The following is a 23,336-nucleotide window of genomic DNA, read 5'->3' as shown; positions in this document are numbered from 1 at the left end:
CGCGCGCGGTCGGGCTTGAAGGCTTCGACCGCGCAGAAGCCCTCACCCTTCACGGAACCGGAACGCCATGCGGAGCAGCCCCTGCTGGGCCGCCACCGGGCTCTCCACCGGCATCGGCGTCGGGCGGTCGTCGGTGATCAGGGAATCCAGATGCAGGATGCGGGCGTGCAGGCGCCGCGCCCGCAGGATCAGCTGCTGAAGCCGCACCGGCAGCAGGGAGAAATCGGCTTGCTTGGGTGGCTCGGTGCTGCCGAGCTTGACCCGGTGCTTTTCCTGAAGCGCCTCCGCCGGGGTCATCTCGCCTTCGGAGACCGCGCGCTGCACCAGGAGCCAGGATGCGATCTGCATCAACAGCGTCGTGAGGCGCATGCTCTCGGCTGCGTAGCTCAGCGTGGCATCGCGCGACACCAGCCGCGACTCGTCCCGGCCCTCGCCATCGAGATAGGCCGCCGTCTCCTCCACGAGCAGCATGCCGTCGCGGAACAGCGTCTTGAACGCCTCGGAATTGACGTAGGTCTTGCCGAAATCGACCCAGTCCCGATCGTCTCGGAACGTGACATCGAAGCCGTTCATGCTGCCTCTCCTGTGCCGCCGACGGGCCTAGCCGTCCCGGACCGGGACATTCCGGCCATGGCTCTCGGACGACGCCGCAATCCTAGCGCCGAACCGCGGCGGCATCAGGGTTAGACCTTTCTTAACCTTAATGAGCCGGCCGATTGTAGAGATATGGCAGGCGTGGCCCTGCGCAAGCATTCGAAAGGAGATCTGGACGCCGGCGAATACGTGCTGCCTGCGGTCAGGCCTGGAAATGCCCGTGTGCAAGTCCAGCGTCCCGTGAACAGCGGGGTGAGAGCGCGCGATATTCAGTTGCGCGGCCTCTTACGAGACACGCGCAACGTGTGACACCGATGGATCTACGAGCCGGACCGGAGGCTAATGCTGGTGCTGATGCTGAGCGCCGCCGCCCGGTGCACTCGCGCCGACCGGCGCTACCGAGAACGTGACCGGCACCGCGCCGGCGCGCTGGAAGGTCAGCGTCCCGGACACGGTGTCGCCGGCCTTCGGGGCACCGGTGAGACCCTCGAACATCAGGTGATAGCCGCCGGGCTTCAGCTCTACGGTCTCGCCGGGCTTGATCGTCAGGCCGCCCGGGACCGGGGCCATCTTCATCACGCCGCCCTCCATCGACATGGAGTGGATCTCGCCGGATTTCGCGAACGGCACCGCGGCGCCGGTGAGCGTGTCCGGGGCCGAGCCGGTGTTGACGATCCGCACGTAGCCGCCCGCGACCTTGGCGCCGTTCGGGGTGGCCCGCAGCCACGGGGTCTCGATCGTGAGGTCGCCGGCCTTGATCGGATCCGCCTGGGCGGCGCCTGCGAACAGGCCGAGGCCGAGGAGGGCCGCGGACAACATCTTCATGGGCATGCTTGCGTCCTGCTTTCTTGAAGTCAGCGGCCCGCGACCGCCGCGGCGGCGCGAGGCACCGGCCGGAGGATCCCGGTCTGGAGCGCCCGGCGGTGGCATCTCTGCCACACAGGGCCTCTGGTGACTGCTGTCGCCGCGCCGCAGCCGGCCGCGACGTGCGTTGGCGCACGCCGATGCCACAATCCGGCCCCTTCGATAGGGAGTCTTAAGCCCATCCCGACACCGTGGCGACCGAGTACACCCGCTCTCGCCATGATCTGACGAACTCCGGACAAGAGCCAGCGACTGATGCGCATCAAGGCAACAAACCGGTTCACCGCCATCCTGGGCGTGGCCGCGCTCGGCACGCTCAGCCTGGGCGCCGCCGAGGCCCGGGACCAGGGCAACTATGCCCAAGCCGAATGGGCGCAGGATTACGCCTCGCCGGCCGGCATGCAGGTGCAGCGCGAGACCGTGCCGATCCTGTCACCCCAGACGGTGTCGGCGACCGAGCAGATGGTCGAGCGCTACCGGGAGATCGTCAATCGCGGCGGCTGGCGCCCGGTCTCCGGCGCCGAGCGCCTGCGCGTCGGCGCCAAGGGCCCGGCGGTGGCCGCGGTGCGCCAACGCCTGATCGTCACCGGCGACCTCGATCCGGCCGCCGGCGGCTCGGGCGTGTACGATTCCTATGTCGCGGCCGGCGTGAAGCGGTTCCAGGCCCGTCACGGCCTCAGCCAGACCGGCGCGATGAGCCTCGCCACCCAGCAGGCGATGAATGTGCCCGCCGACGTGCGGCTGCACCAACTCGAGACCAACGTCGTCCGCCTGCGCTCCTATTCGGGCGATCTCGGCCGGCGCTTCGTGATCATGAACATCCCGGCCGCCCTGGTGGAGACCGTGGAGAACGGCCAAGTCGTCACGCTGCACGCCGCTGGCGTCGGCAAGATCGACCGCCAGTCGCCGATCATGAATACCAAGGCGACGCAGATCAACTTCAACCCGACCTGGACGGTCCCGGCTTCCATCGTGAAGAAGGACCTGATCCCAAAGATGCAGAAGGATCCGAACTACCTCACCGACAACAAGATCCACATCCTGTCGAGCACCGGCGAGGTCTCGCCGCGCTCGATCAACTGGAACTCGGATGAGGGCACGCGCTACACCTACCGGCAGGAATCGGGTGCCGACTTCAACTCGATGGGCATCGTGCGCATCAACATCCCGAACCCCTATGGCGTGTTCATGCACGACACGAACACCAAAGGCGTGTTCGGCGACGATTTCCGCTTCATCTCCTCGGGCTGCGTGCGCGTGCAGAACGTGCGCGAATACATCACCTGGCTCCTGAAGGACACGCCCGGCTGGGGCCGCGAGCAGGTCGAGCAGGCCATTGAGAGCGGCAAGCGCGTCGATGCCAACATCGCGCAGCCGGTGCCGGTCTACTGGACCTACATCACCGCCTGGGCGACCCCGGACGGCCTCGTGCAGTTCCGCGACGACATCTACAAGCGGGACGGCGTGAACGTGCCCTCGACCATCGGGGCGCCGACCCCGGTCGCCAGCGCCGAGCCGCTGCCCCAGACCTTCGAGCCCGGCGACGAAGAGTAAGCGCACCGCGCTTCACGCCTGCGGTTTCGTCCGAGGCCCGTACCCCGCCCGGGGTGCGGGCCTCGCGCGTTCGGGGACCGGTACTGTCATCGGGCGGTCAAACGCCTCTGCTTGGCCTTTGCCGCCGAGCAGGAGCCCCCGATGACGCGCGATTCGATCCCAGCCGCCGGATGCCTCACGCGCCGGGAGACCCTGGCCGGTGCCGCCGCCCTCTCGCTTCTGGTTGGCCGCGCCGAAGCGCAGGAATCCGGCGAGGCCACGGGCATCGTCTACGCCGTCCAGGCGGCGGGCGCTGAGCGCGCGCCGTTGCCCGGCGTGCTGGTCTCCAACGGCCGCGAGGTCGCGCGCACGGATGGCCAGGGACGCTATCGCCTGCCAATGCCCGGCGACGGCACGGTCTTCGTGATCAAGCCGCCGGGCTACGCCCTGCCGCGGGACGCCGACAACGTGCCCCAGCACTCCTACATCCACCAGCCCGGCGGCACGCCCGCGAGCCTGGGCCTGCGCTACAAGGGCCTCGCACCCACCGGACCACTGCCGGCCTCGATCGACTTCACCCTGACCCGGGTGGACGAGCCCGCGGATTTCGACGTGATCCTGTTCACCGATCCGCAGCCCGAGAGCCGGTTCGAGCTCGACCATGTGCGCGACACCGCCGTCGCCCGGGCCATGGCGATCCCGGCGGCCTTCGGCCTGACCACGGGCGACGTGCTGTTCGACGACCTGTCGCTCTACGGCCGCTCCAACCGCATCGTCGGGCGGATCGGGCTGCCCTGGTACAGCCTGCCGGGCAACCACGACCTCAACATGCAGGCCCCGGATGCCCGCTACAGCCGCGAGACCTGGAAGCGCGTGTTCGGGGCGCCGAATTACGCATTCCGGCACGGGCGCGCGCTGTTCGTGATGCTCGACAATGTCGAGTGGATGGGGCCGCCGGTCCCCGTGGGGGCCAACACCTACCGGGGCCATATCGGCGAGCGGACTCTCGCCTTCCTGAAGAACCTCCTGGCCGAGATCCCGCCGGACGACCTGATCGTGCTGGCGACCCACATCCCGCTCGTCACCGATACCGGCGACGACCCGCGCAGCGCGACGATCGACCGGGCGGCGCTCCTCGACGTGTTGGCGGGCCGCAAGGTGCTCAGCCTCGCCGGCCACACCCACACCACCGAGCATCATTATCTGGCGGAGGGGCACCACCACCATGTGATGACCGCCGTGTCCGGCTCCTGGTGGAGCGGGCCGGATACCCGCACCGGCATCCCCTCCGCCGACAGCCGCGACGGCACCCCGAACGGCTTCCACGTGCTCTCGATCCGCGGCACCGCCTACACGACGCGCTTCGTCCCCGCCCAGGGCGAGCCGGACGCGACGATGCGGATTGCTTTCGAGAGCGAGCTGCGCCCCGCCGCTCCGGAGATGGTCCGGGCGAGCCATCCGATGCAGGCGCTGCGGCCGCCGGTCCCGCAGGACGCGCTGGCCTCGACCAATCTCGTGGTCAACGTCTTCGACGGCGGCCCCCGGACGACCCTGACGGTCCGGATCGGGGACCGGGCGCCGGAGCCGCTGGCGCGCACCCGACGCCTCGACCCGTTCGTAACAGAACTCTACGCGCGCTACCCCGAGACCAAGAAGAGCTGGGTCCAGGCGACGCCCTCGACCCATATCTGGACCGCACGTCTGCCCGACGACCTCGTGCCCGGCGCCCATCGGGTAACGATCGACGGGACGGACGAGTACGGACGGTCGATCCGATCCTGCGCGGTGCTGGAAGTCACGGGCGACGGCGCGCGCGGCTGACGGTCAGGCCGTCAGCCGCGCGGATCCTCAGTCCGCGAGCTGCCGGCTGCCGTGGCTGCCTTCCTGAATCTCCTCGACGATCTTGGCGCAGAAGGCGTCTAGGTCTTCCGGGCTGCGGCTGGTGACGATGCCCTGATCGGTCACCACCTCCTTGTCGTGCCAGCGGCCGCCGGCATTGATCACGTCGGTGCGGATCGAGGCGAACGAGGTGAGATCGCGGCCCTTGGCCGCGCCGGCTTCGATCAGGAGCCACGGCGCATGGCAGATCGCAGCGACCACCTTGCCGGAGGTGAGGAAGCTCTTGATCACCGCGAGCGCCTTCGGCTCGAGCCGAAGCTTGTCCGGATTGATCTGTCCGCCCGGCAGGACCAGGGCGTCGTAGGCGGCCGGGTCGACCCGGTCGAGATCGAGGTCGACTGCGACCTCCTTACCCCAATCGGTCTTGTCCCAACCGCGGATCGTGCCCTCGCTCTCGCGCGATTGCGGAGCGGCGACGGTCACGGTGGCGCCGGCCTCGGCGAGCTTGGCCTGCGGCACGGTCAGTTCGCTCTCCTCGAAACCATCGGTGGCGAGGATCAGGATCTTGGCTTGGCGGATATCGGTCATGGCGGGCCTCCTTGAGGGGGTCTCCCCGATCAACCGAAGTCGGTAGCGGCTGTTCCGGGACGCGCGACATGGCAGTCCGGCGCGCGGAACCCATGGAAAGGCGGCCCGTTGATGCGGCATCCCGAAAACCATCAGGAGACCGCCATGGCCAATCCCGGCCTCCCCGAGCCTACGCCCGGCGATCTGCCGCCCCCGCCGCCGTTGCCCGAAGAGGAGCCCGATATCGGGCCGACCGGGCCGCGGACGCCCTATCCGGTGAATGATCCCGGTATCGGCGAGCCGGGCGGCCCAGGCTCCGAGCCGGACGTCTTCCCCGGCGCGCCGACCGATCCGGGCACCCGGATGTGATCAGTGGCCGCCGTGCGAGGTGCGAACGTCGCGCGGGGCACTGAGAATTTCGGAGAGGCTCGTCACCACGTGGCGGGCCTCTTCGTCCGTCAGGCGCAGCTGGAACGGCGGCAGCGCGCCGGCCTGCAGGGCGACGACGGCCTGGCCTTCCTCGTCGGTGCCGACTTCGATCGCCGAGGAGGTGACGTCGAGCATCGCAACCTCCTCGTCGCCCAGGCCCTCGCCGAGGTCCGGTTCGTCGCTGTCGTCGATCGCGGTGAGCAACTGACCGACGGCGCGCACGAGGGCGCGGGCCGCGCGGGCATCCATCACCACCGCCGTCGCCTGATCGTCCTTCTGGAAGGAAAGCTGGATGTTCGCGCCATCCAGCGAGACCGAAATGCCTGCCATGTATCGCCCGGGAGCCACGCGCCTTAACTGTCTGTCCGCGTTCCGTATATGCATCGGAAGTGCCGGAAATCACAGGGGGCGCCGCGCCGTCCCGCCGGCCCCGTTCGACCTGCGACCGAGACGCCGCGTTTAAGATGCCTTGTTGCCGCCGCAGGCAGCGCCTAAATAGAGCTCCGGGGGGCTTTCCCACCGAGACCGGCGCGTTCAAGCGACCAGCGTCTCGCGCCCTGCCACACTGGCCAACCCAGCAAGACCGTGGTGCATCGCGCGGCATTCTCGCCGTGCGCGTGACCTATGGACGAACGAGGTACCCTACGTGAATACCGGCACTGTGAAGTGGTATAACGCGACCAAGGGCTACGGCTTCATCCAGCCTGATGACGGCGGCAAGGACGTGTTCGTTCACATCTCCGCCGTAGAACGGGCCGGGATGCGCAACTTGGTCGAGGGCCAGCGGCTCTCGTACGAGGTCCTGACGGACAAGCGCAGCGGCAAGGACGCCGCGGGCAACCTCCAGGCGGCCTGATCCGCAACCGGGATTGAACCGGCCGCATGACGCGGCTCCCCCTTCCGACGCTTCCACCCGGGCGAGACCGTCCGGGACGCGGGGGCGTCGGAGGCAACCAGCAGAAACGACGCCGGGCGCGCACAGACGTCCGGTCCAGAAAAGAAAAGACACACTTAATAATGATGTTCGAATATACGCGGCGCCGCGGCGTCCGCTCCCCCGTCACCGATGCGCCGACCTTCCGGGTCGGGCGGCTGGCGCGGGCCAAGTCCGCGACTGAGACCGGGGCTGATCTCACCAACCTGATCGATCGGTCCTATAACTATCATTCCCCACGCGAACTGCACTGGCATCTCGCCGAGCGTCTGGGGCTTGCTCCCAACGCGGTGATCATCCGTGAGGCAGCGGCGGCCTGAGGGCCGGCGTCCCGTATGGGGTTTCGCAAACGCTCGTCTCGTATGGAGCCGCGTTCGATGTCAGATCGAGCGCGGCTCTTGCGCGCCGTTGATCTCCCAAGCGGCGCCAAGGCGGAATACGACCTGGGGCTCAGCACATAACCTGCACAGCGGCATCGTCGGCTCTCAGACCGTGCCGCTGCGCGGCGCTTCGCCTGCGAGGTCCCGGATCACCTTCCACCGGCGTTCCGGGTGTCCGGGAAAAAGGCCGCGCGCGTAAACCGAACGGGCGTGCCCTACCGATCCCAGGCTGCCAGGACCGGATCCCGTAGGGCCTCCGGTGTCGCCAGCAGTTCGCCGTGGACCGGATCTGGCCGGTTGTAGGTGGTCGCCCGACCCTTCAGGTCGCAGACCACGCCGCCCGCCTCGCGCAGGATCAGGTCGGCGGCCGCGATGTCCCAGTCGCGGGCATTGCCCGAGATGAGGCCGACATCGACCGAGCCCTCCGCGACCCGGGCGAGCCGCAGGGCCAGCGATGGGATGCGGTCGATCCGCGTGAAATCCACATCGGCGCCCGCGCCGCGCGCCAGGCGGTCGAGCATCGGCTTCGGACCGGTGATGCGTGCACCCGGCAGCGCCTCCTTGGCGTCCACCCGGATCGGCTCGCCGTTCCGGGTCGCGCCGCGACCAAGCACCGCCTCGTAATCCGCGTCGCCCACGGGGGCATGGACGAACCCGATCCGCGGCTGGCCGCCGGCCAGCAGGGCGACTGCGATCGACCAGTCGGGATGGCCGGACAGGAACGCCCGGGTGCCGTCGATCGGGTCGACGATCCAGACGAGGTCGTGGCCGATGCGCGCCGGATCGTCCGCGGTCTCCTCGGACAGCCACGCCGCCCCCGGCACCAGGGCGCTCAGTCGGATCTTCAGGAAGGTGTCGACCGCGACGTCGGCCTCCGTCACCGGAGACCCGCCGGCCTTCGACCAGATCCGCGCGGAGGTCTGGCCGCCGAGCTTGAAATAGGGGCGGGCGATGTCGGCGGCCTCGCGCATGACCGCGCGCAGGTCCGGCATCAGGGCGGATACGGCCGCGTCGGAGATGGGCTCGGGCATTGCGCTCCGCATGGACGGCGTCAGGCCCGGATCGGGCCACATCGGCGCCTCCGCCCGGCTGGTCGGACGTGGAGAGCCGGCTCGGAAGACGATCTGAGATCCCGGAGGGCCAAGCCCACCCGCTCGCTCCCGTTGTAGGGCGCCACCGGCACGGCCACAAGGATCCGCACTCTGCCACCGGGATGGATCGAGACTGACCGATCTTCGCAAGGAAGTGTTGAGCATTCAAGGAAGCATTGAGCATTCCTCAAATGACATCCCCGTCCAGAATCGCTTAACGACGGTGATTAAGCTGTGCGGAGGAGTTCGGGTGCGATTTTGCTTGGCATAACGGACGGCCCGGCGCGGGTCGCCACTTGCTCCAGGGACCCGGACAGATGAACACTTCCTCGTTCACGGACGAACGTCGCGAAGGACTTTCGATGGATGCCCGTGAGGCCGCTGCTTTGGCCGCTTTCGATATCGTCCCGTCGCCGCTCCCGGTGATCGGTCGCATCTCCGGCGCCCGCAAGGCAGCAGGCGTCGCCCTGGCCTACGCAACCGAGGATGCCGAGATCTGCGGCGCCGACCGCTTCAGCCTGATCCTGGTCGACGCGGACGGCGAAGAGCTGCACCGGATCGGCAGCTTCGACGAGGACGACGTGGTCGCCATCTGGCGCGACATCGCCGCCCGGGCCGGGCTGGTGCGGATGATCGTCCGGGAAGACGGCGTGCTGGTGCCGGTGTCCGAGCAGATCGGTCGGCTGATCCTCGGACGCGTGCGCATCCGTCGGCGGCATGCCGGCCTCGGCGCCCGCCGCCCGCGCTTCCTGACCCGTCGCAAGACCGGCCGGCTGCCGGCCCGGCCGCAGATCTTCCGCGGCGAGAACGAGATCATCGCCCGCACCTGAAGGCGCGGTAGGCCCTCAGGTCAGGCTGCGCAGCAGCGCGTCCGCCGAGAGGCCCGCGAACAGGATGAGCCCGGAATCCCGGTTCGCGCGAAACAAAGTCAGCGCCCCGCGCCCGTCGCGCTCCTGCAGCGACCAGACCTGCCAGCCAAGATGCGCGGCAAAGCCCGCGACCCCGATAAAACCCACGAGCCCCGCGCCCGCGCCCCAGGCCGCCAGCGCGATGAACAGCACGGCGAGCGCGTAGCACAGGCCCACGGCGCCCCGGACGTGCCGGCCGAACAGGCGGGCCGAGGAATGGATCCCGGCGATCTCGTCGTCCTCAATGTCCTGGACCGCGTAGATCGTGTCGTAGCCCACCACCCAGCAGATCGTGCCCGCGTAGAGCAGCAGCGCCGGGGCATCGAGGCGGGCGAACACGGCCGCCCAGCCCATCAGCGCGCCCCACGCGAAGGCCAGCCCCAGCACCGCTTGCGGCATCGGCATCACCCGCTTCATGAACGGGTAGATCGCCACGGGCAGCAGGGAGCACAGGCCGACGATCACCGCCTGCTCGTTGAATTGCAGCAGCACCGCGAGGCCGACGAGCAATTGCGCCAGAAGGAACAGGGCCGCGTGGCGCGGCCGGACCTGCCCGGACGGGAGGGGGCGCTGGCGGGTGCGCTCGACCTGGGCGTCGAGGTCGCGATCGGCGATGTCGTTGTAGGTCGAGCCCGCCCCGCGCATCGCCACAGCTCCGATGAGGAACAGCAGGCAGTGCCAGGGATCGGGGAAGGACAGGTCGGCCTTGATCGCCGCCAGGGCGGAGGACCACCAGCACGGCAGGAGCAGGAGCCACCAGCCGATCGGCCGGTCGATGCGGGCGAGCCGCAGATAGGGCCGCCAGGGCCGCGGCGCCGCGCGCTCGACCCAGTGTCCGCGCACCGCGTCGGCCGGACGCCCGTCCTCTGCCGCCGTGCCGCTCATCGGTCGGATCTCCGGTCGTCCCACGCGCAATCCCGCTCTCCGCCATCGCAGAGGGGAGGGACCCGCGCCGGACCCGTGATCCTCTCAGACGATCTTACAACGCGCCCTGTGGCAGCTTGAAGCTGCCGGTCAAGCCCGGGCCGCCGAGCAGGCCGCTGCTGGCGCCGTTCTGCGCCTGTGCGCGGGCCTGCGCTTCCATTTTGGTTGCCTGGGCCGCGACACCGCAGATCTTGGTACGGATACCGCTGACCTTGAGATGGTCGGCCTTGAAGCCTTCGGCGAACGAATCCGGGATCGAGCACCATTCCTTGTTGGCGGTAATCCACTTCATGCCTTCGGCGCCGTTGGACTGGAGCTTGCCGAACAGCGCGCAGGCTTCCTGCGGGGTCATCTTCTTCTTGCTGGTCGAGGCGGCGTTGGCACGGGAAACGAGCGCCTTGCGCTCGGCCAGGGTCTTCTGGATCGTGCCGCATTCCGGCGCCGCGCCCTGCGCGAAGGCCGCCGTGCCGAACAGCAGGCCGCCGACGAGCGCCGCCGCCCCCAGACTCAAGCTCCCGTATGCCATCCTGCGACTCCCTCAGACGCATGCCGGAGACCGCGCACCGCCGGCCCCACTCCGTTCCCTTGGGTTCGCCATAGGAATGTGGCGTCAATCGAGCGGCAAACCGGCGAGGCCATGCTGGGGTGGGGGAAGTGCCAAAAACCGGCCTTCGTAACCTTTTCGCAACACGTTTGCGGGCTGTGCGGCCCCGCGGCCCGCGTTGACAGCGCCACCCGACCGCGCGACCACCCAGCCATGCCGGCCTACGACTTCACCGCCCCGCGCCTCCACGTCGAATCGGATCTCGGCGCCGGCGTGGTCCTGCCGCTCGATCGGGCGCAGGCCAATTACCTCCTCAACGTCCTGCGCCGCGGCCCAGACGATCCCGTTCTGGTGTTCAACGGGCGGGATGGCGAGTGGCGCGCGCACCTCGTTCAGACCGGCCGGAAGGGCGCGGACCTCCACGTCGCCGAGCGCACCCGCGCGCAGACGCCACGCGCCGACCTGCACTACCTGTTCGCACCGCTGAAGAGCGCCCGCCTCGATTACCTCGCCCAGAAGGCGGTCGAGATGGGCGCCGGGACGATCCGCCCGGTCATCACCCGCTACACCCAGGGCGAGCGGATCAACATGGAGCGCCTGCGCGCCAACGCCGTCGAGGCGGCCGAGCAATGCGGCATCCTGGCGATCCCGGATTGTCCCGAGCCGGAGAAGCTCGGCCCGGCGCTGGCGGGTCTCGCCCCCGAGCGGCTGCTGGTGTTCTGCGACGAGGACGCCCCGGTGAGCGATCCGGTCCGGGCGCTGCGCGAGGCCGCCGATCCCGCGGCGGCACCGCCGCTCGCCGTTCTGGTCGGGCCGGAGGGCGGCTTCTCCGAGGACGAGCGGGCGGCAATCCGGGCGCGGCCCAACACGGTCGCCCTGTCCCTCGGGCCGCGCATCCTGCGGGCCGACACCGCCGCGGTGGCGGTGCTGACCCTGGTCCAGGCGGTGCTGGGCGACGCGCGCTGAGGGCGGGGCCTGTCGGAACCATGTGTGCCGGCGCACATGAGAGCGGCCGGCCGCCGGATTGTTCCACGGAAGCAGGGCGAACCGGGGCCCCGGTTCACGGCGCCGCGTTGTCGGTTCCCGGCGCCTCGATTATGTCCCGGGGCGGATGGCCCCCGCGCCGCGCTCCCGGAGCCGGCACGGGTGTCCGTCCGGTCTCCGCTCGCGGGACGGGGTTGAGCCGGACGGACTCGCCGGAGCATTCCGGCGCGCTCCCGTTCCGGGCGTATGGTTCACAGGCACGGGCAGGCAGCGCATGGCGCGCGACAGCAACGACTCCACGCCGCTCACGACGCGCGCCGAGCTGATCGAGTGGTTCGCCGCCGGCGAGAAGCCGCGCGCGCGATTCGCGATCGGGACGGAGCACGAGAAGATCCCGTTCTACCGGGAGAGCCGCGAGCCCGTGCCCTACGAAGGCGAGCGCGGCATCCGCGCCCTGCTGGAGGGGCTGGCCCGCGAGACCGGCTGGGAGCCGATCCTCGACCTCGGCAACATCATCGGCCTCTCGGCCGAGGAGGGCGGGGCGATCTCGATCGAGCCGGGCGGGCAGTTCGAGCTGTCCGGGGCGGCGTTGCCGGATGTCCACGGCACCGCGGCCGAGCTCGCCACGCATCTCACGGCGACGAAGCGTGTGGCCGACGCCCTCGATATCGGCTTCCTGACGCTGGGCATGAGCCCGCGCTGGCGCCGCGACGAGACGCCGGTCATGCCCAAGAGCCGCTACAAGATCATGGCCGGCTACATGCCGAAGGTCGGCTCGCTCGGCCTCGACATGATGCTCCGCACCGCCACGGTGCAGGTCAATCTCGACTTCGCCTCCGAGCCCGACATGGTGCGCAAGATGCGCGCCTCTCTGGCGCTTCAGCCGGTGGCGACGGCCCTGTTCGCCAATTCGCCGTTCACCGACGGGCGACCGAACGGCTTCCTGTCCCGCCGCTCCGAGATCTGGCGCGACACCGATCCCCACCGCACCGGCATGCTGCCCTTCGCGTTCGAATCGGGCTTCGGCTACGAGGCCTATGTCGACTGGCTGCTCGACATGCCGATGTATTTCGTCAAGCGCGGCGACATCTACCATGATGTCTCGGGCGCCTCGTTCCGCGACCTGATGGCCGGTAAGCTGACACAGCTTCCGGGCGAGTACGCCACGGTGGCCGATTGGGCCAACCACGCCTCCACGGCCTTCCCCGAAGTCCGGCTCAAGCGCTTCCTGGAGATGCGCGGTGCCGATGTCGGCGATCCCGGCATGATCGCCGCCCAGGCCGCCTTCTGGGCCGGCCTGCTCTACGACGAAGCGGCGCTCGACGCCGCTCTCGACCTCGTGAAGGGCTGGAGCCCGTCCAACCGCGAGGCCGCCCGGGCCACCGCTCCGCGCCTCGGGCTCGCAACCCCGGTGGCCAACACGACGCTGGGGGCGGTCGCCGCCGAAGCGCTCGCCATCGCCCGCGCCGGCCTGCGTGCCCGGGCGCGCCGCGACACCGAGGGGCGTGACGAGACCCTCTACCTTCAGCCCCTCGAGGCGATCGTCACCGCGGGGCGTACCCGGGCCGACGACCTGCTCGCCGATTACGAGGGCCGCTGGGGCGCCTGCGTCCGCCCGGCCTTCACGGAATGCGTGTTCTGATCCGCGGATCCGGAGTGCCGTGCGGCCGCACACCGTGGCCTGGAACGAAGTGCGATACCTGACGGTTCTCACGCCGATCGTTCAGCGCGTGGAGGAGGTGTCCATGTCCCGCATCACCACATCCGTCGTCGCCGGCGTCTCGGCCTTGGCCATGATCGCCGGTTCGTTCACCGCCGCCGAGGCGGCGCCGCTGCCGGCGCAGAGTGCCGTGCAGGTCGGCGGCCCGAGCACCCAGATCGACACCGTCGGCTGGCGCCGGGGTTATTACGGCGGCTACGGCTACCGCCGCGGCTATGGCGGACGGGTCGCCGGTGCGGTGGCGGCCGGTGCCGCCCTCGGCATCATCGGCGGTGCGCTGGCTGCCAGCGCGGCTCCCCGCTACGGCTATTACGGCGGTGGCGACGGCTATCCGGCCTATGGCTACGGCTACGCCCCGGTCCGCAGCTACGGCTACGCCCCGGTCCGGAGCTACGGCTATCCCGCCTATGGCTACCCGGCCTACGGCTACGACGATTACGGCTGGTAAGGCCGGAAATCCGGACCACCCTGAAAGCTCCCGGCCTCCACGAGATCGGGAGCTTTTGTTTGCCGACCGCCGGATGCCGTCACGGCGAACACGGTCGGCCATCCGCCGCACCTTAAACGTGCGCCACAAGCTTCGAACAAGGCCGACAGGGCTAACCTGCCGCAGGCCACGCTATCGGATCCCTCCGAGGCCGAATCGCCTGACCGAGGAGATCGTCGCCATGATCCGCTTCACCGCCGCTCTCATGGCCGGCATCGCATCCGCCGTGACCGCTTGCGGCGTCTGCTGCGCCGCGGATCTGGGGCCGTATCACGCCCCGCGCGCCGCTCCGGTCGGCCGCCCTTCATTGGGCGCCGGGATCGCCGCCGAGGCGCGGGCCGTCCGGCCGGAATACAGTTATTACGGCGAATACGGCTATCCGGTGCCGTTCGGCTACGGCTATGCCTATGCGCCGACGCCGGGCCGCGACATGGAATACGGGTATTACGGCCCGACCTATTATGTGTTCGCACCCGACACGTATCGCGGACCGCTCCTCGGCTATCACGAGTGGTGAGGGTGCCGGATCGGGAGCCATGGGTTTGTCGGACGCGGACACCAAGCCTGTCGAACTCGATCTCACGGGGCTGAAATGCCCGCTTCCGGTCCTGCTCACCCGCAAGGCCCTGCGCACGCTCGGCGCCGGACGGGTCCTGATGGTCACCTGCACCGATCCGATGGCGCTGATCGACATCCCGAATCTCGTGCGGGAGGAGGGCGCCTGGCTGGATTCGGCCGAGCGGGACGGCAATCGCCTGTGCTTCCGCCTGAGAGCCTCCGCGAAGCCGCCGCATTCCTGAGCGATCCGTTGTGCTCCCAAAGTTGAGGCGGAGACGGCATGGCACCACGGATCGGGGGCTTGCGCCTCGTGCACGAGGGGTGGGCCCGGTACCTCGTGGCCGAGGTGATGCAGGACGACGGCTCGCGCATCACCCGCGAGATGGAAGATCACGGCCGGGCGGTGGCGGTTCTGCCCTATGACCCGGTCCGACGGGTCGCGACCCTGGTCTCGCAGTTCCGGGCGCCGGTGCTCTATTCCGGCGGTCCGCCGAGCCATGTCGAGGTGCCGGCGGGTCTCCTCGATGACGGCGCCCCCGAGGACGAGGTCCGGCGCGAGGCCGCCGAGGAGACGGGGTTGCGCCTCGGCGCCCTCGATCTCGTCGCCAGCGCCTGGACCATGCCGGGCATCTCCACCGAGCGGATGGACCTGTTCCTGGCGGCCTACGCCGAATCCGACCGCATTGGCGCCGGCGGCGGCCTCGCCGCCGAGGGCGAGGCGGTGGCGGTCCACGAGATCCCACTCCTCGAACTGGTGGCGATGACCCAACGCGGCGCGCTCACCGACATGAAGTCGCTGCTTCTGTTATTCGCGCTGCAATTGCGGCAACCGGAGCTGTTTGCTTAGGCTGATTGGGAATAGGGCCACGGCATAAAAGGCGCCTTAGCATCACGGGAGATGCTTCTTACGCTGCCGTCGTAAGCGCAGCGGTCCAGCGATTCCAAGAGGTCTTCGATTTCACGCCGCGCTATGTTGCACGGCTACACCCAAGAGGATGGTCAGGGTGGCGGACAGCGGTCGGAGGTCTTGATCTTTACATGGTCTAAGGATCAACGCGCCTCGCCTGGCACGGTGAACGCAGCGTAAAAACACAGTGCGGCGCCCAATCTCGGCGTGCGGAGTGGCCTAGAGTAGCGTTGCCACGCTCGAGAGGGCGACGCTGGGTGCCCCATCGCACCCGAAACCCTATCGCGTTTATATCGACCGAGCTCTTGGGGCTTACCAGCACCTCGTAACGACCTTCGATGTCGGAAGCCTTGCGCTTCTCAGAGCGTTCCGATCAGCACGAGCAGCATCGTCGTGGCGACGGTGGTGCTGATGAAGCCGCACAGGGCGGCCGCGAAGGACGGGCCGGTGCGGTCGGTGGTGGCAACCTTGAGATCGGACGACAGCAGGGCGGTGGTCATCGGCGCATAACCTTGTCGGCGACGTGCGTCGCTTGTGTCGGGATGATGCTGCAGGGCCTGAACGTACGAGGTGCGCGGGCGCACCCGGTCAGTCGCAGCGATTGATTTTCTTGGCGATGCGAAGGCCGCGCAGCTCGCTGCGGAGATCGATGGCCACCACGCCCTCGCCGCAGCGCTCGAACGCGTCGCGGGCATCGTCGTAGCGGTCGCCGACCTCGTCCAGCGTGTCGCAGACGCGGTCATGATTGCCCAGACGCGCCTCCTGGCGCGCCTGGAAGCGCAGGGCATTGGCCTCGTCGACCTTGCGCTGGGCCTCCAGGCACGCGGGCAAAGCCAGCGCCGAGGAGGTCAGAGCGAGGAGCGAGAAGGCGCCGGCGAACGCCGTCTTGGCGAGGCCGGACGGAAGCAGAGAGGCCGAACGGGCACTCACGGGCTCACTCACGTATAGGTTTCTGGTGCAGCCCCGCGGACGGGGGTGCCGGGTTTCTCGGGGGTGGAGCGTCTCCATCCCCTCTCTGTCCGCTGAAACGGTGAAGCTGCTGTGAAGGTTCCGGCCCGGCTACGCCTTCCGGCGGAGGCGCGAGGTGAGGATTGCTGAGAGACCCACGGGGGCCGGCCCCATCGGATCGACGCCGACATCGTACTGTTTCGGGATCGGCTTCAATTTGCCGTGGCTGTGGCCGTGGAGGTTGAGTGCGCCCTTGCCCATCCCGTTCCAGGTGCGGAACGCGTAGTGGCACAGCACCACCATACGATCCTCGACCAGAAGTTCCGTGTAGTGGCGTACGGAGGCCCAGCCGGGGGCCTGGAGGGTGTCGGGCCCATCGTTGTTGCCGACGATCAGGTGCTTCTCGCCGTTGAGCGCATCGAGGATCTCGCGGATTCGCGCGCCGCTCGGGCCGAGGGCGAAATCGCCGAGGTGCCAGACCGTGTCGTCCGACCCCACCGCACCGTTCCAGGCGGCGATCAAACCGGCATCGTGCGCGTCGAGGTCCGGATAGGGCCGGTGGTCGAAGCGCAGAGCGCGCGGGTCCCCGAAATGGGTGTCTCCCGTGAAGAAGATTGCCACCTGTCCGCCTCACCCACGCAACCCATTCGTTGCGGCCGCAATGTACCGGGGGGCCAGGGGTTCCCGCCACGGCCGCGCAACCACCCGGCGATCGGGCCGCCGAACCATGCTGTGGCTGCGCAGATCTATGGGTCGAACGGTGAGGTGATCCCGGCCGAATAACTCGGATCGTCGTTCCGGATCATGAGAGAACGAGCATCCACGGCAGGATGCTTGGCGATGCCAGATCCTGGTCTGTCTGCGGCTCTGGATTCCCGTGTTCGCCGTGCCGCCCCGGAAAGACCGCATGGACGCTGAGCCGTCCGTGCGATGGCTGGGCTCCGGGAGACATACGGGTCTGATCGGCCATCGTCCGGTCCGTGAAAGGTGGCCGGGGGGAGCAGCGCGGGCGCGTCCGCCTGACGATGCCGGCCTTCGGAATCGCCGCCGCGGCAGCGCTGCTGCCGGGATTCGTCTCGCGGTCGCCGCCGCCCCGCCGGACTGGCTCAACGCGGTGACGAAGCGTTATTGATATCCGGAACGGAGTCCCGCGATGACCGATGCCCCCCGTCTGACCAGTCTCGCCCATGGCGGCGGATGCGGCTGCAAGCTCGATCCGGCGATCCTGCGCCGGCTCCTGTCCGAGCAGCCGGCCGCCGGGCCGTTCGAGCGGCTGCTCGTCGGCAACGAGACCTCCGACGACGCCGCGGTGTGGGAGCTGGACGACGGCACCTGCGTGATCGCCACCACCGACTTCTTCACCCCGATGGTGGACGATCCGGTCGAGTTCGGGCGGATCGCCGCGACCAACGCGATCTCGGACGTCTACGCCATGGGCGGGCGACCGATCTTCGCCCTGGCGATCCTGGGCATGCCGGTGGGCAAGATCGAACCCGATGTGGTCGCCCGGATCCTGCAGGGCGGGGTGGAGAAATGCGCCGAGGCCGGGATTCCCGTGGCCGGCGGCCATTCCATCGACACGCCGGAGCCGATCTACGGGCTCGCGGTGATCGGGACCTGCCGCCGCGAGGCGGTGCGGCGCAACGCCGACGCCCTGGCCGGGGATGCGGTGATCCTCACGAAGCCGTTGGGCGTCGGGGTCTATTCCGCCGCGATCAAGCGGGAGGCTTTGGACGCGGCCGACTACAGCGACTTCGTGGCCACCACCACGCGGCTCAACACGATCGGCATGGCACTCGCGGCCGAGCCGGCCGTCCACGCGCTGACCGATGTGACCGGCTTCGGCATCCTGGGGCACGGGCTCGAGATCGCCCGCGGGGCCGGGCTGACCTTCGTGCTGGAGGCCGGCGCCCTGCCGTTCCTGCCCCGGGCCGAGGCGCTGGTGCAGAAGGGCTTCGTCACCGGCGCCTCCCACCGCAACTGGAACGCCTTCGGGGCCGAAGTCGATCTGCCCGCGGACTATCCCGATTGGCGCCGCCACCTGCTCACCGACCCGCAGACCTCCGGCGGCCTGCTGGTGACCTGCGCTGCAGCCCAAGCCGAGACGGTTCTGGCGCGCATTCGGGATGCCGGGTACGCCGCAGCGACCCGCATCGGCCGAATGGTCGCGGGACCAGCCCGGGTCCGCGTCGACGGGTGATGGCCCGCGGGTCGCGACAGGCAATCTTCACCCTTTGCGGCCAGACTGCCCGCCCCGCCCGACCCGCGAACCGAACTTGACCGACGCCGCACCCTCAGTGCCTGCCCACGGCATCGCCGGCTGGCCGTTCGGACCCGCTGCCCCCGCCGTGGCCCGGCCGGCCGCACTGCCGGATGGTCGCCCGTGGCCGCGGATTCGCATCGTCACCGTGACGGCGGCGGGCGCGGACGCGGCCGGGACCGCCGCCTCGGTCCTGCGCCAGGATTACCCGGAGCTCCGGCACGACCTCGTGCCGCCGGGGATCGGCCGTGCCACCATCGAGACGAGTCTGGCCGAGCCGGGATGGGACGCCCTGCTGTGGCTGCGCGCGGGCGATCTCCTCGCCCCCGGCGCCCTCATCGCCCTCGCCCTCGAAGCGGCGCTCACCGGCGCGGCGGCGGTGGCGGGCCTGCGGGTCCTGTTCGCCAATGCGGTTGTGGGGTTGGACAGTCCGGGGCTCGCGGGCGCGGAGATGCCGGGCGGCGTGCCGTTCACCGGCGGCGAGGTGCTATGGATGCGCGACGCCCTGCGGGGCAGCACCATCCGCGACGCCGATGGCCGCTTGGACGCGTTCGCCGCCTGGTCGGCGCTACCGGATCCCGCCCGTCGGCGCATCGGACGCCCGGTATTGCTGCAGCGGGTCGGCGCGGCGCCGGCGGCGGGGCCCGAAGGCCTGTCGATCGTCTCGCTCACCGGTACCGGCACCCAGGGCGGTGCCGGCGTCGCCCAGAGGCGGCTCGCCGAGGCCCTGGCGCTGGCCGGTCACCGGGTGACGGGGATCGCGCTCAGCGGCCGGCCGGAAGCCGCCGAATGGACCGATGACTTCCCGCGGGCCGAGGCGGCGATCGAGGCCGCCGCGCCCGATCTCGTCCTTGCCGGCAACCTGCACGGCGCAACCCGCAGCCTCGACGTGGTCGGGCGGCTGGCCCGGCACGGCCCGGTCGCTTTGGTTCTGCACGACCTGTTCCCCCTGACCGGCCGGTGCTGCCATCCCCGCGACTGCACCCGGGCCGCCACCGGCTGCGACGCCGCCTGTCCCGGCCCGGACGAGTATCCCCAGCTCGCCCCCGGGCGGATCGCCGGCATGCAGGCCCGCAAGCGCGCCGTGCTGGCCGAACCCGCAGGGCCGTGGCTGCTGGCCAATTCCGACTGGACCCTGGCCCGCGCGCAGGAGCTGGCCCCTTCCGGCACCCCGGCGATAAAAATCCGTCTGGCCTTCCCGACGGCGACCTTCCGCCCCGGCGACCGCGCCGCCCTGCGTCGCCGGCTCGGCCTGCCGGAGGGCGACGTGCTGATCCTGATCTCGGCGGTGATCGTCGACGGCCCCGACAAGGGTTTCTCGGATCTGCGCGCCGCACTCCAGGCCGTGGCGCGGCGGGGGGTCGGTGTCGTGGCGATCGGCCGGCTCGACGATCCGGCCCGGCTCGGTCTGCCGACCCTGTTCGCGCCGGGGCTGATCGCCGACGAGGCGACCCTGGCCGCCTGGTACGGCGCCTGCGATCTCCACGTCACCGCCAGCCGTCACGAGACCCTCGGCCAGACCCCGATCGAGGCCGGGCTGTGCGGCGTGCCGACGCTCGCCTACCGAACCTCCGGGCTCACCTCCGCGGTGATCGACGGGGTGTCCGGCCGCCTGGTCCCGATGAAGCCCGGCGCCCTGGCGCAGGCGCTCGCCGAGCTGGTGGAGGACAATGAGGCCCGGGCACGGCTCGGCGCCTTCGCGCGGATCGCCCTGGAGAGCCGCCACAGTCCCGCCGCCGCCGCCCTGTCGCTCGATGGGGTGTTGCGGGAGCGGGGATTGCTGTCCGGCACCGGGCGCCAGAGCTTCGCGCCCGCGATGCTCGGGCATTTCCCGTTCGCCGCTCGGCTTCAGCCGGGCGCGACCGGCACGGTGCCGGCCGCGTCTCCCCCCCTGGTGAGGCGGCTGCGGCGGGCGAAGCAAATGGTGCTCGGCCGGCGTATGCCCCTGCTCGTGCGCCGCTGCCTCTACCTCGCCGGCACCCTGCGGCGGAGCCGGCCGTGAGACCCGGCACCAAGCGGATCTATCTCGACCAGACCCATCTGCGCGCCCACGTCACCGGGATCGAGCGGATCACCCTCGATCTGTTCGCCCCCGACCGATTGGCGCCCCACGAGGTCCGCCCCGTCACCAGCGGCTCGCTGCCGGCGATGATCGGCCAGCAGCAATTCGGCCTGCCGCTTCGGGCCCTGGCCGACCGGGACGCGCTGTTCCTGTTCCCCGGCTTCCCGCCGGGGCCGCTCTGCGCGGTCGCGGCCGAGCGCTGCCTGCTCTACGTCCACGACACGTTCCTGCTCGACCGGCCGGAGGATCTGAGCCTCAAGAGCCGGCTCTACATGAGTCCGAGCTTCGCGCGGGCGCTCCGCTGGTGTCCGAACCTGTTCGTGAACAGCCGCACCACTGGGCAGGCCGTGCGGGCCGTCTGCGCGCCCAGGGCCCGGGTCGCCCTGCTGCGCCCGTCCGTGCGCGACGCCTTCGGCCTCGGCGACCTGCCGGGGCCGGCTCCCTTCACCCCGGGTGCGCCGTTGCGGCTGCTGGCGATCGGCACGATCGAGCCGCGCAAGGATTACCCGGCCGCCCTCGCGCTGACGGCCGCCCTCAACCGCGCCGGGGTGCCGGCGGAGCTTCACCTGGTCGGGCGGGTCGGATGGGGTCGCCACGCCTTCCTAGACGACCCGCCGCCCTTCCTGCACCGCTACGGCTACCTGTCCGACGCAGAGCTGCGGGCTCTCGCCGGTTCCTGCCACCTCCTCCTCTCGACCTCGAAAGCCGAGGGGCTCGGCCTGCCGCTGCTGGAGGTCCAGCATGGCGGCCTGCCGGTGGTGGCTCCGGACGCCCCCGTGTTCCGCGAAGTGCTGGGCGAGTCCGCCCTTCTGATCGGCCCCGGAGCGCCCGAGTCCGCCGCATCCGCGCTCGTGTCCTGGATCGCGCAGGCCGGTCTGACTCGGGCGGCTGCGGCCAGCCGCCGGAACGTCGCGGACTGGAACGCCGCAGCGTCCGGGGATAGCGAACGCTTCCGGCGCTTCCTGGCGGGGGATGCGGATGCCTACGCGGCACCGGGCGCGACCGTCCGTGCATGAATCCGTTTACGTAGTCCCCAACAAGTTCAGGCCTGTTAGCGCCACAAAAACGTGACAGAGCGTTCTAGTTCCGTATGCGATATCTACAGGGATCCTGCTGCAGGGTCCGGTTCAAGGCGAGAGTACTGGTTCGGTATGTCGATTGCTGCCGTATCGAGGACAACGCCGCCTCCGGCGAGGTCCTGTTCCGGAACGGCACGCAAGTGATCGGAACGGGGACGGGCGCGGGAGGGCGGTGGAGGGCGGCACCGGCCGCTCTCCGACAGGTCAGGGAGCGAGGCGCATGTTCGACTTCTCGACACGCATGAGCGGTGAGCAGCCCGTCCGCATGGTGCTGCCGCAGGTCGAGCCCCATCCGGAGCCCCGGACCGAGGCGCGCGTGATCCTGCGGCGCCTGTGGCGGGGCAGCGGCTTCATCGTGCTGGGTGCCCTGTTCATGGTCGCGGCTGCGGTCGCGCTGCTCGGCCTGATTCCGCCGCGCTACACCTCGTCCATCCAGATCCTGGTCGATCCGAGCGACCTGCGGGTTGTCGAGAACGAGGTGAACGCCCGCCAGCCCCAGGCCGACAGCGGCGTCTCCATCGCCGAAAGCCAGGTGCGGGTGATCCAGTCGGACAACGTCCTGCGCCGGGTCATCGCCAAGCTCCATCTCGACCAGGACGACGAGTTCGTGTTGCCGGACGGCAACAATCCCACGATCGCCTGGATCAAGGGGGCACTCGGCATGGTGCCGCCGGCCGCCAGCCGCGACCCGGTCAACATCGCCCTCGACACGCTGCAGACCAAGCTCAGCGTCCGCCGGGCCGAGCGGACCTTCGTGATCGACGTGTCGGTGCAGTCGCGTGATCCCGAGAAGGCCGCCAAGATCGCCAACGCGATCGGCGACGCCTATTTCGCCGAGGAGGCCGCGGCCCGCACCGACACGGCGCGGCGCGCCTACGACGCGCTGACCGGCAGGCTCGGCAGCCTGAAGCGCGATGTCGAGCAGGCCGAGGGCGAGGTGGTCCGCTACCGCGAGGCCCACAAGCTCGTGGCCTCGAGCGGCCGGCTGCTCACCGACCAGCAGCTCGGCGACCTGAACCAGCAACTCGTCACCGCCTCGATCAAGACCGCGGAGGCGAAGTCGCGCCTGGACCAGGCCCGCAAGATGCGCTCGTCCGACCCGAGCACGGCCCTGCCGGAGATGCTGCAATCCCTGGAGATGCAGGCGCTGCGGCAGCAATACGCCACGCTCTCGCGCAACACCGCCGAGCTCGCCACCCGCCTCGGCGAGCGCCACCCCGCCATGGCCGAGCAATACGCCCAGCAGCGCGACCTCCAGCGCCTGATCCAGCGCGAGAAGGAGCGGATCATCGACACGACCCAGAAGGATTACGACCGGGCGGCGGCCAGCGAGGCGGCGATCCGGACCAATCTCGACCGGGTGAAAACCGAGACCGTCAGCAGCGACCGCGCCTATGTGGGCCTCCGCGAGCTGGAGCGGACGCTGGAGGCCCGCCGGGGCGTCTACGAGGCCTATCTGAAGCGCGCCCGCGAGGCGAGCGAGCAGGAGCGGCTCAACACCACCAACGTCCGGATCATCTCGGTGGCGACGCCGGCCCGCCAGCGCACCTTCCCACCCTCGCCGAAGATCGTGCTGCCGGTCGCCCTGGTGCTCGGCCTGCTGCTCGGCGGCGCCATCGCACTGGTGCTCGGTGCCGACAGCGACCGCCGCCGGTTCCGGCGCGCATCCGTCCGCCCCGGGACCAGCTTCCGGGCCGCCGATGCGTGATGTCGAGGCCCCGGGC

General features: G+C 69.9%; 25 protein-coding genes and 1 pseudogene. 16 read left to right on the top strand and 10 right to left on the bottom strand.

The window, feature by feature from the left end:
• Positions 1-42: 42 nt before the first annotated feature.
• On the bottom strand, positions 43-573 hold the full coding sequence (locus tag MKK65_RS13760; RefSeq protein ID WP_058194775.1) for a DUF1465 family protein: 531 nt from the start codon (positions 571-573) through the stop codon (positions 43-45).
• Between the two features lie 360 nt (positions 574-933).
• Positions 934-1,371, bottom strand: a pseudogene (locus MKK65_RS13755) (copper chaperone PCu(A)C); the annotation flags it as partial.
• Between the two features lie 342 nt (positions 1,372-1,713).
• Between MKK65_RS13755 and MKK65_RS13750 the strand changes: the two are divergent.
• Together MKK65_RS13750 and MKK65_RS13745 are read left to right on the top strand one after the other, a co-directional pair.
• The gene (locus tag MKK65_RS13750; protein WP_058194773.1) at positions 1,714-3,012 is read left to right on the top strand and encodes a murein L,D-transpeptidase; all 1,299 of its coding nucleotides are present in this window, start codon (positions 1,714-1,716) and stop codon (positions 3,010-3,012) included.
• A gap of 141 nt (positions 3,013-3,153) precedes the next feature.
• The gene (locus MKK65_RS13745; protein ID WP_243958265.1) at positions 3,154-4,812 is read left to right on the top strand and encodes a calcineurin-like phosphoesterase C-terminal domain-containing protein; all 1,659 of its coding nucleotides are present in this window, start codon (positions 3,154-3,156) and stop codon (positions 4,810-4,812) included.
• Between the two features lie 27 nt (positions 4,813-4,839).
• On the opposite strand, the gene MKK65_RS13740 is transcribed toward MKK65_RS13745, so the two are convergent.
• The gene (locus MKK65_RS13740; protein WP_243958263.1) at positions 4,840-5,418 is read right to left on the bottom strand and encodes a type 1 glutamine amidotransferase domain-containing protein; all 579 of its coding nucleotides are present in this window, start codon (positions 5,416-5,418) and stop codon (positions 4,840-4,842) included.
• Between the two features lie 144 nt (positions 5,419-5,562).
• On the opposite strand from MKK65_RS13740, the gene MKK65_RS13735 reads away from it, so the two are divergent.
• A complete protein-coding gene (locus tag MKK65_RS13735; protein WP_058194770.1) occupies positions 5,563-5,766 on the top strand; it encodes a hypothetical protein in 204 nt (67 codons plus the stop codon).
• Here the strand turns inward: MKK65_RS13735 and MKK65_RS13730 are convergent, their stop codons facing one another.
• Positions 5,767-6,156, bottom strand: coding sequence for a hypothetical protein (locus MKK65_RS13730; protein ID WP_058194769.1), 390 nt, complete (start codon positions 6,154-6,156; stop codon positions 5,767-5,769).
• Positions 6,157-6,472: 316 nt separating this feature from the next.
• Between MKK65_RS13730 and MKK65_RS13725 the strand changes: the two genes are divergently transcribed.
• Complete coding sequence (locus MKK65_RS13725) at positions 6,473-6,682, top strand: cold-shock protein (RefSeq protein WP_243958262.1); 210 nt, start codon at positions 6,473-6,475, stop codon at positions 6,680-6,682.
• Positions 6,683-6,843: 161 nt separating this feature from the next.
• Positions 6,844-7,080 carry an AsnC family transcriptional regulator gene (locus tag MKK65_RS13720; protein WP_243958261.1) on the top strand — a complete coding sequence of 79 codons (237 nt, stop codon included), beginning with the start codon at positions 6,844-6,846 and terminating at the stop codon, positions 7,078-7,080.
• 275 nt (positions 7,081-7,355) lie between these two features.
• Here the strand turns inward: MKK65_RS13720 and MKK65_RS13715 are convergent, their stop codons facing one another.
• A complete protein-coding gene (locus tag MKK65_RS13715; protein WP_243958260.1) occupies positions 7,356-8,171 on the bottom strand; it encodes an inositol monophosphatase family protein in 816 nt (271 codons plus the stop codon).
• Between the two features lie 422 nt (positions 8,172-8,593).
• Here MKK65_RS13715 and MKK65_RS13710 point away from each other — a divergent pair, with 422 nt between their 5' ends.
• Positions 8,594-9,061, top strand: a complete 468-nt coding sequence (locus MKK65_RS13710) for a DUF6101 family protein (RefSeq protein ID WP_243958259.1) — start codon at positions 8,594-8,596, stop codon at positions 9,059-9,061.
• Between the two features lie 15 nt (positions 9,062-9,076).
• On the opposite strand, the gene ubiA is transcribed toward MKK65_RS13710, so the two are convergent.
• Positions 9,077-10,024, bottom strand: a complete 948-nt coding sequence (ubiA, locus tag MKK65_RS13705) for a 4-hydroxybenzoate octaprenyltransferase (protein ID WP_243958258.1) — start codon at positions 10,022-10,024, stop codon at positions 9,077-9,079.
• A 94-nt stretch (positions 10,025-10,118) separates the two neighbouring features.
• The gene (locus MKK65_RS13700) at positions 10,119-10,589 is read right to left on the bottom strand and encodes a hypothetical protein (RefSeq protein WP_243958257.1); all 471 of its coding nucleotides are present in this window, start codon (positions 10,587-10,589) and stop codon (positions 10,119-10,121) included.
• 231 nt (positions 10,590-10,820) lie between these two features.
• Between MKK65_RS13700 and MKK65_RS13695 the strand changes: the two genes are divergently transcribed.
• From MKK65_RS13695 to MKK65_RS13670, 6 genes are all read left to right on the top strand, one after another.
• Positions 10,821-11,573 (top strand): 16S rRNA (uracil(1498)-N(3))-methyltransferase, encoded by a 753-nt coding sequence (locus MKK65_RS13695; protein ID WP_058194763.1) that lies wholly within the window; start codon positions 10,821-10,823, stop codon positions 11,571-11,573.
• A 292-nt stretch (positions 11,574-11,865) separates the two neighbouring features.
• Complete coding sequence (locus MKK65_RS13690) at positions 11,866-13,233, top strand: glutamate--cysteine ligase (RefSeq protein ID WP_058194762.1); 1,368 nt, start codon at positions 11,866-11,868, stop codon at positions 13,231-13,233.
• Between the two features lie 103 nt (positions 13,234-13,336).
• Positions 13,337-13,759: a hypothetical protein gene (locus MKK65_RS13685; protein WP_243958255.1), complete on the top strand. Its 423-nt coding sequence runs from the start codon at positions 13,337-13,339 to the stop codon at positions 13,757-13,759.
• A gap of 220 nt (positions 13,760-13,979) precedes the next feature.
• The gene (locus tag MKK65_RS13680; protein ID WP_243958253.1) at positions 13,980-14,315 is read left to right on the top strand and encodes a hypothetical protein; all 336 of its coding nucleotides are present in this window, start codon (positions 13,980-13,982) and stop codon (positions 14,313-14,315) included.
• A 19-nt stretch (positions 14,316-14,334) separates the two neighbouring features.
• Positions 14,335-14,598, top strand: a complete 264-nt coding sequence (locus MKK65_RS13675; RefSeq protein ID WP_243958251.1) for a sulfurtransferase TusA family protein — start codon at positions 14,335-14,337, stop codon at positions 14,596-14,598.
• A gap of 38 nt (positions 14,599-14,636) precedes the next feature.
• Positions 14,637-15,203, top strand: a complete 567-nt coding sequence (locus MKK65_RS13670) for an NUDIX domain-containing protein (RefSeq protein WP_243958249.1) — start codon at positions 14,637-14,639, stop codon at positions 15,201-15,203.
• A 419-nt stretch (positions 15,204-15,622) separates the two neighbouring features.
• Here MKK65_RS13670 and MKK65_RS13665 read toward each other — a convergent pair whose 3' ends face one another.
• The 3 genes from MKK65_RS13665 to MKK65_RS13655 form a co-directional block, all read right to left on the bottom strand.
• Entirely contained in the window at positions 15,623-15,763 is a 141-nt protein-coding gene (locus MKK65_RS13665) for a hypothetical protein (protein ID WP_243958247.1), read from the bottom strand.
• An 88-nt stretch (positions 15,764-15,851) separates the two neighbouring features.
• Positions 15,852-16,193, bottom strand: a complete 342-nt coding sequence (locus MKK65_RS13660) for a hypothetical protein (RefSeq protein ID WP_082643435.1) — start codon at positions 16,191-16,193, stop codon at positions 15,852-15,854.
• A gap of 129 nt (positions 16,194-16,322) precedes the next feature.
• Positions 16,323-16,832: a metallophosphoesterase gene (locus tag MKK65_RS13655; protein ID WP_243958245.1), complete on the bottom strand. Its 510-nt coding sequence runs from the start codon at positions 16,830-16,832 to the stop codon at positions 16,323-16,325.
• A 532-nt stretch (positions 16,833-17,364) separates the two neighbouring features.
• Between MKK65_RS13655 and selD the strand changes: the two genes are divergently transcribed.
• From selD to MKK65_RS13635, 4 genes are all read left to right on the top strand, one after another.
• Positions 17,365-18,411 carry a selenide, water dikinase SelD gene (selD, locus tag MKK65_RS13650; protein ID WP_243958243.1) on the top strand — a complete coding sequence of 349 codons (1,047 nt, stop codon included), beginning with the start codon at positions 17,365-17,367 and terminating at the stop codon, positions 18,409-18,411.
• A gap of 76 nt (positions 18,412-18,487) precedes the next feature.
• Positions 18,488-20,473: a glycosyltransferase gene (locus tag MKK65_RS13645; RefSeq protein WP_243958242.1), complete on the top strand. Its 1,986-nt coding sequence runs from the start codon at positions 18,488-18,490 to the stop codon at positions 20,471-20,473.
• The gene (locus MKK65_RS13640; RefSeq protein WP_243958241.1) at positions 20,470-21,549 is read left to right on the top strand and encodes a glycosyltransferase; all 1,080 of its coding nucleotides are present in this window, start codon (positions 20,470-20,472) and stop codon (positions 21,547-21,549) included. The genes MKK65_RS13645 and MKK65_RS13640 overlap by 4 nt, the downstream gene beginning before the upstream one ends.
• A gap of 283 nt (positions 21,550-21,832) precedes the next feature.
• Positions 21,833-23,320, top strand: coding sequence for a GumC family protein (locus MKK65_RS13635; protein WP_243958240.1), 1,488 nt, complete (start codon positions 21,833-21,835; stop codon positions 23,318-23,320).
• Positions 23,321-23,336: the final 16 nt, after the last annotated feature.

The organism is Methylobacterium sp. J-001 (assembly GCF_022829565.1).
Lineage (GTDB): Bacteria > Pseudomonadota > Alphaproteobacteria > Rhizobiales > Beijerinckiaceae > Methylobacterium.
Note: the sequence above shows the minus strand (reverse complement) of the source record. Positions and strands in the feature narration are given on the sequence as shown.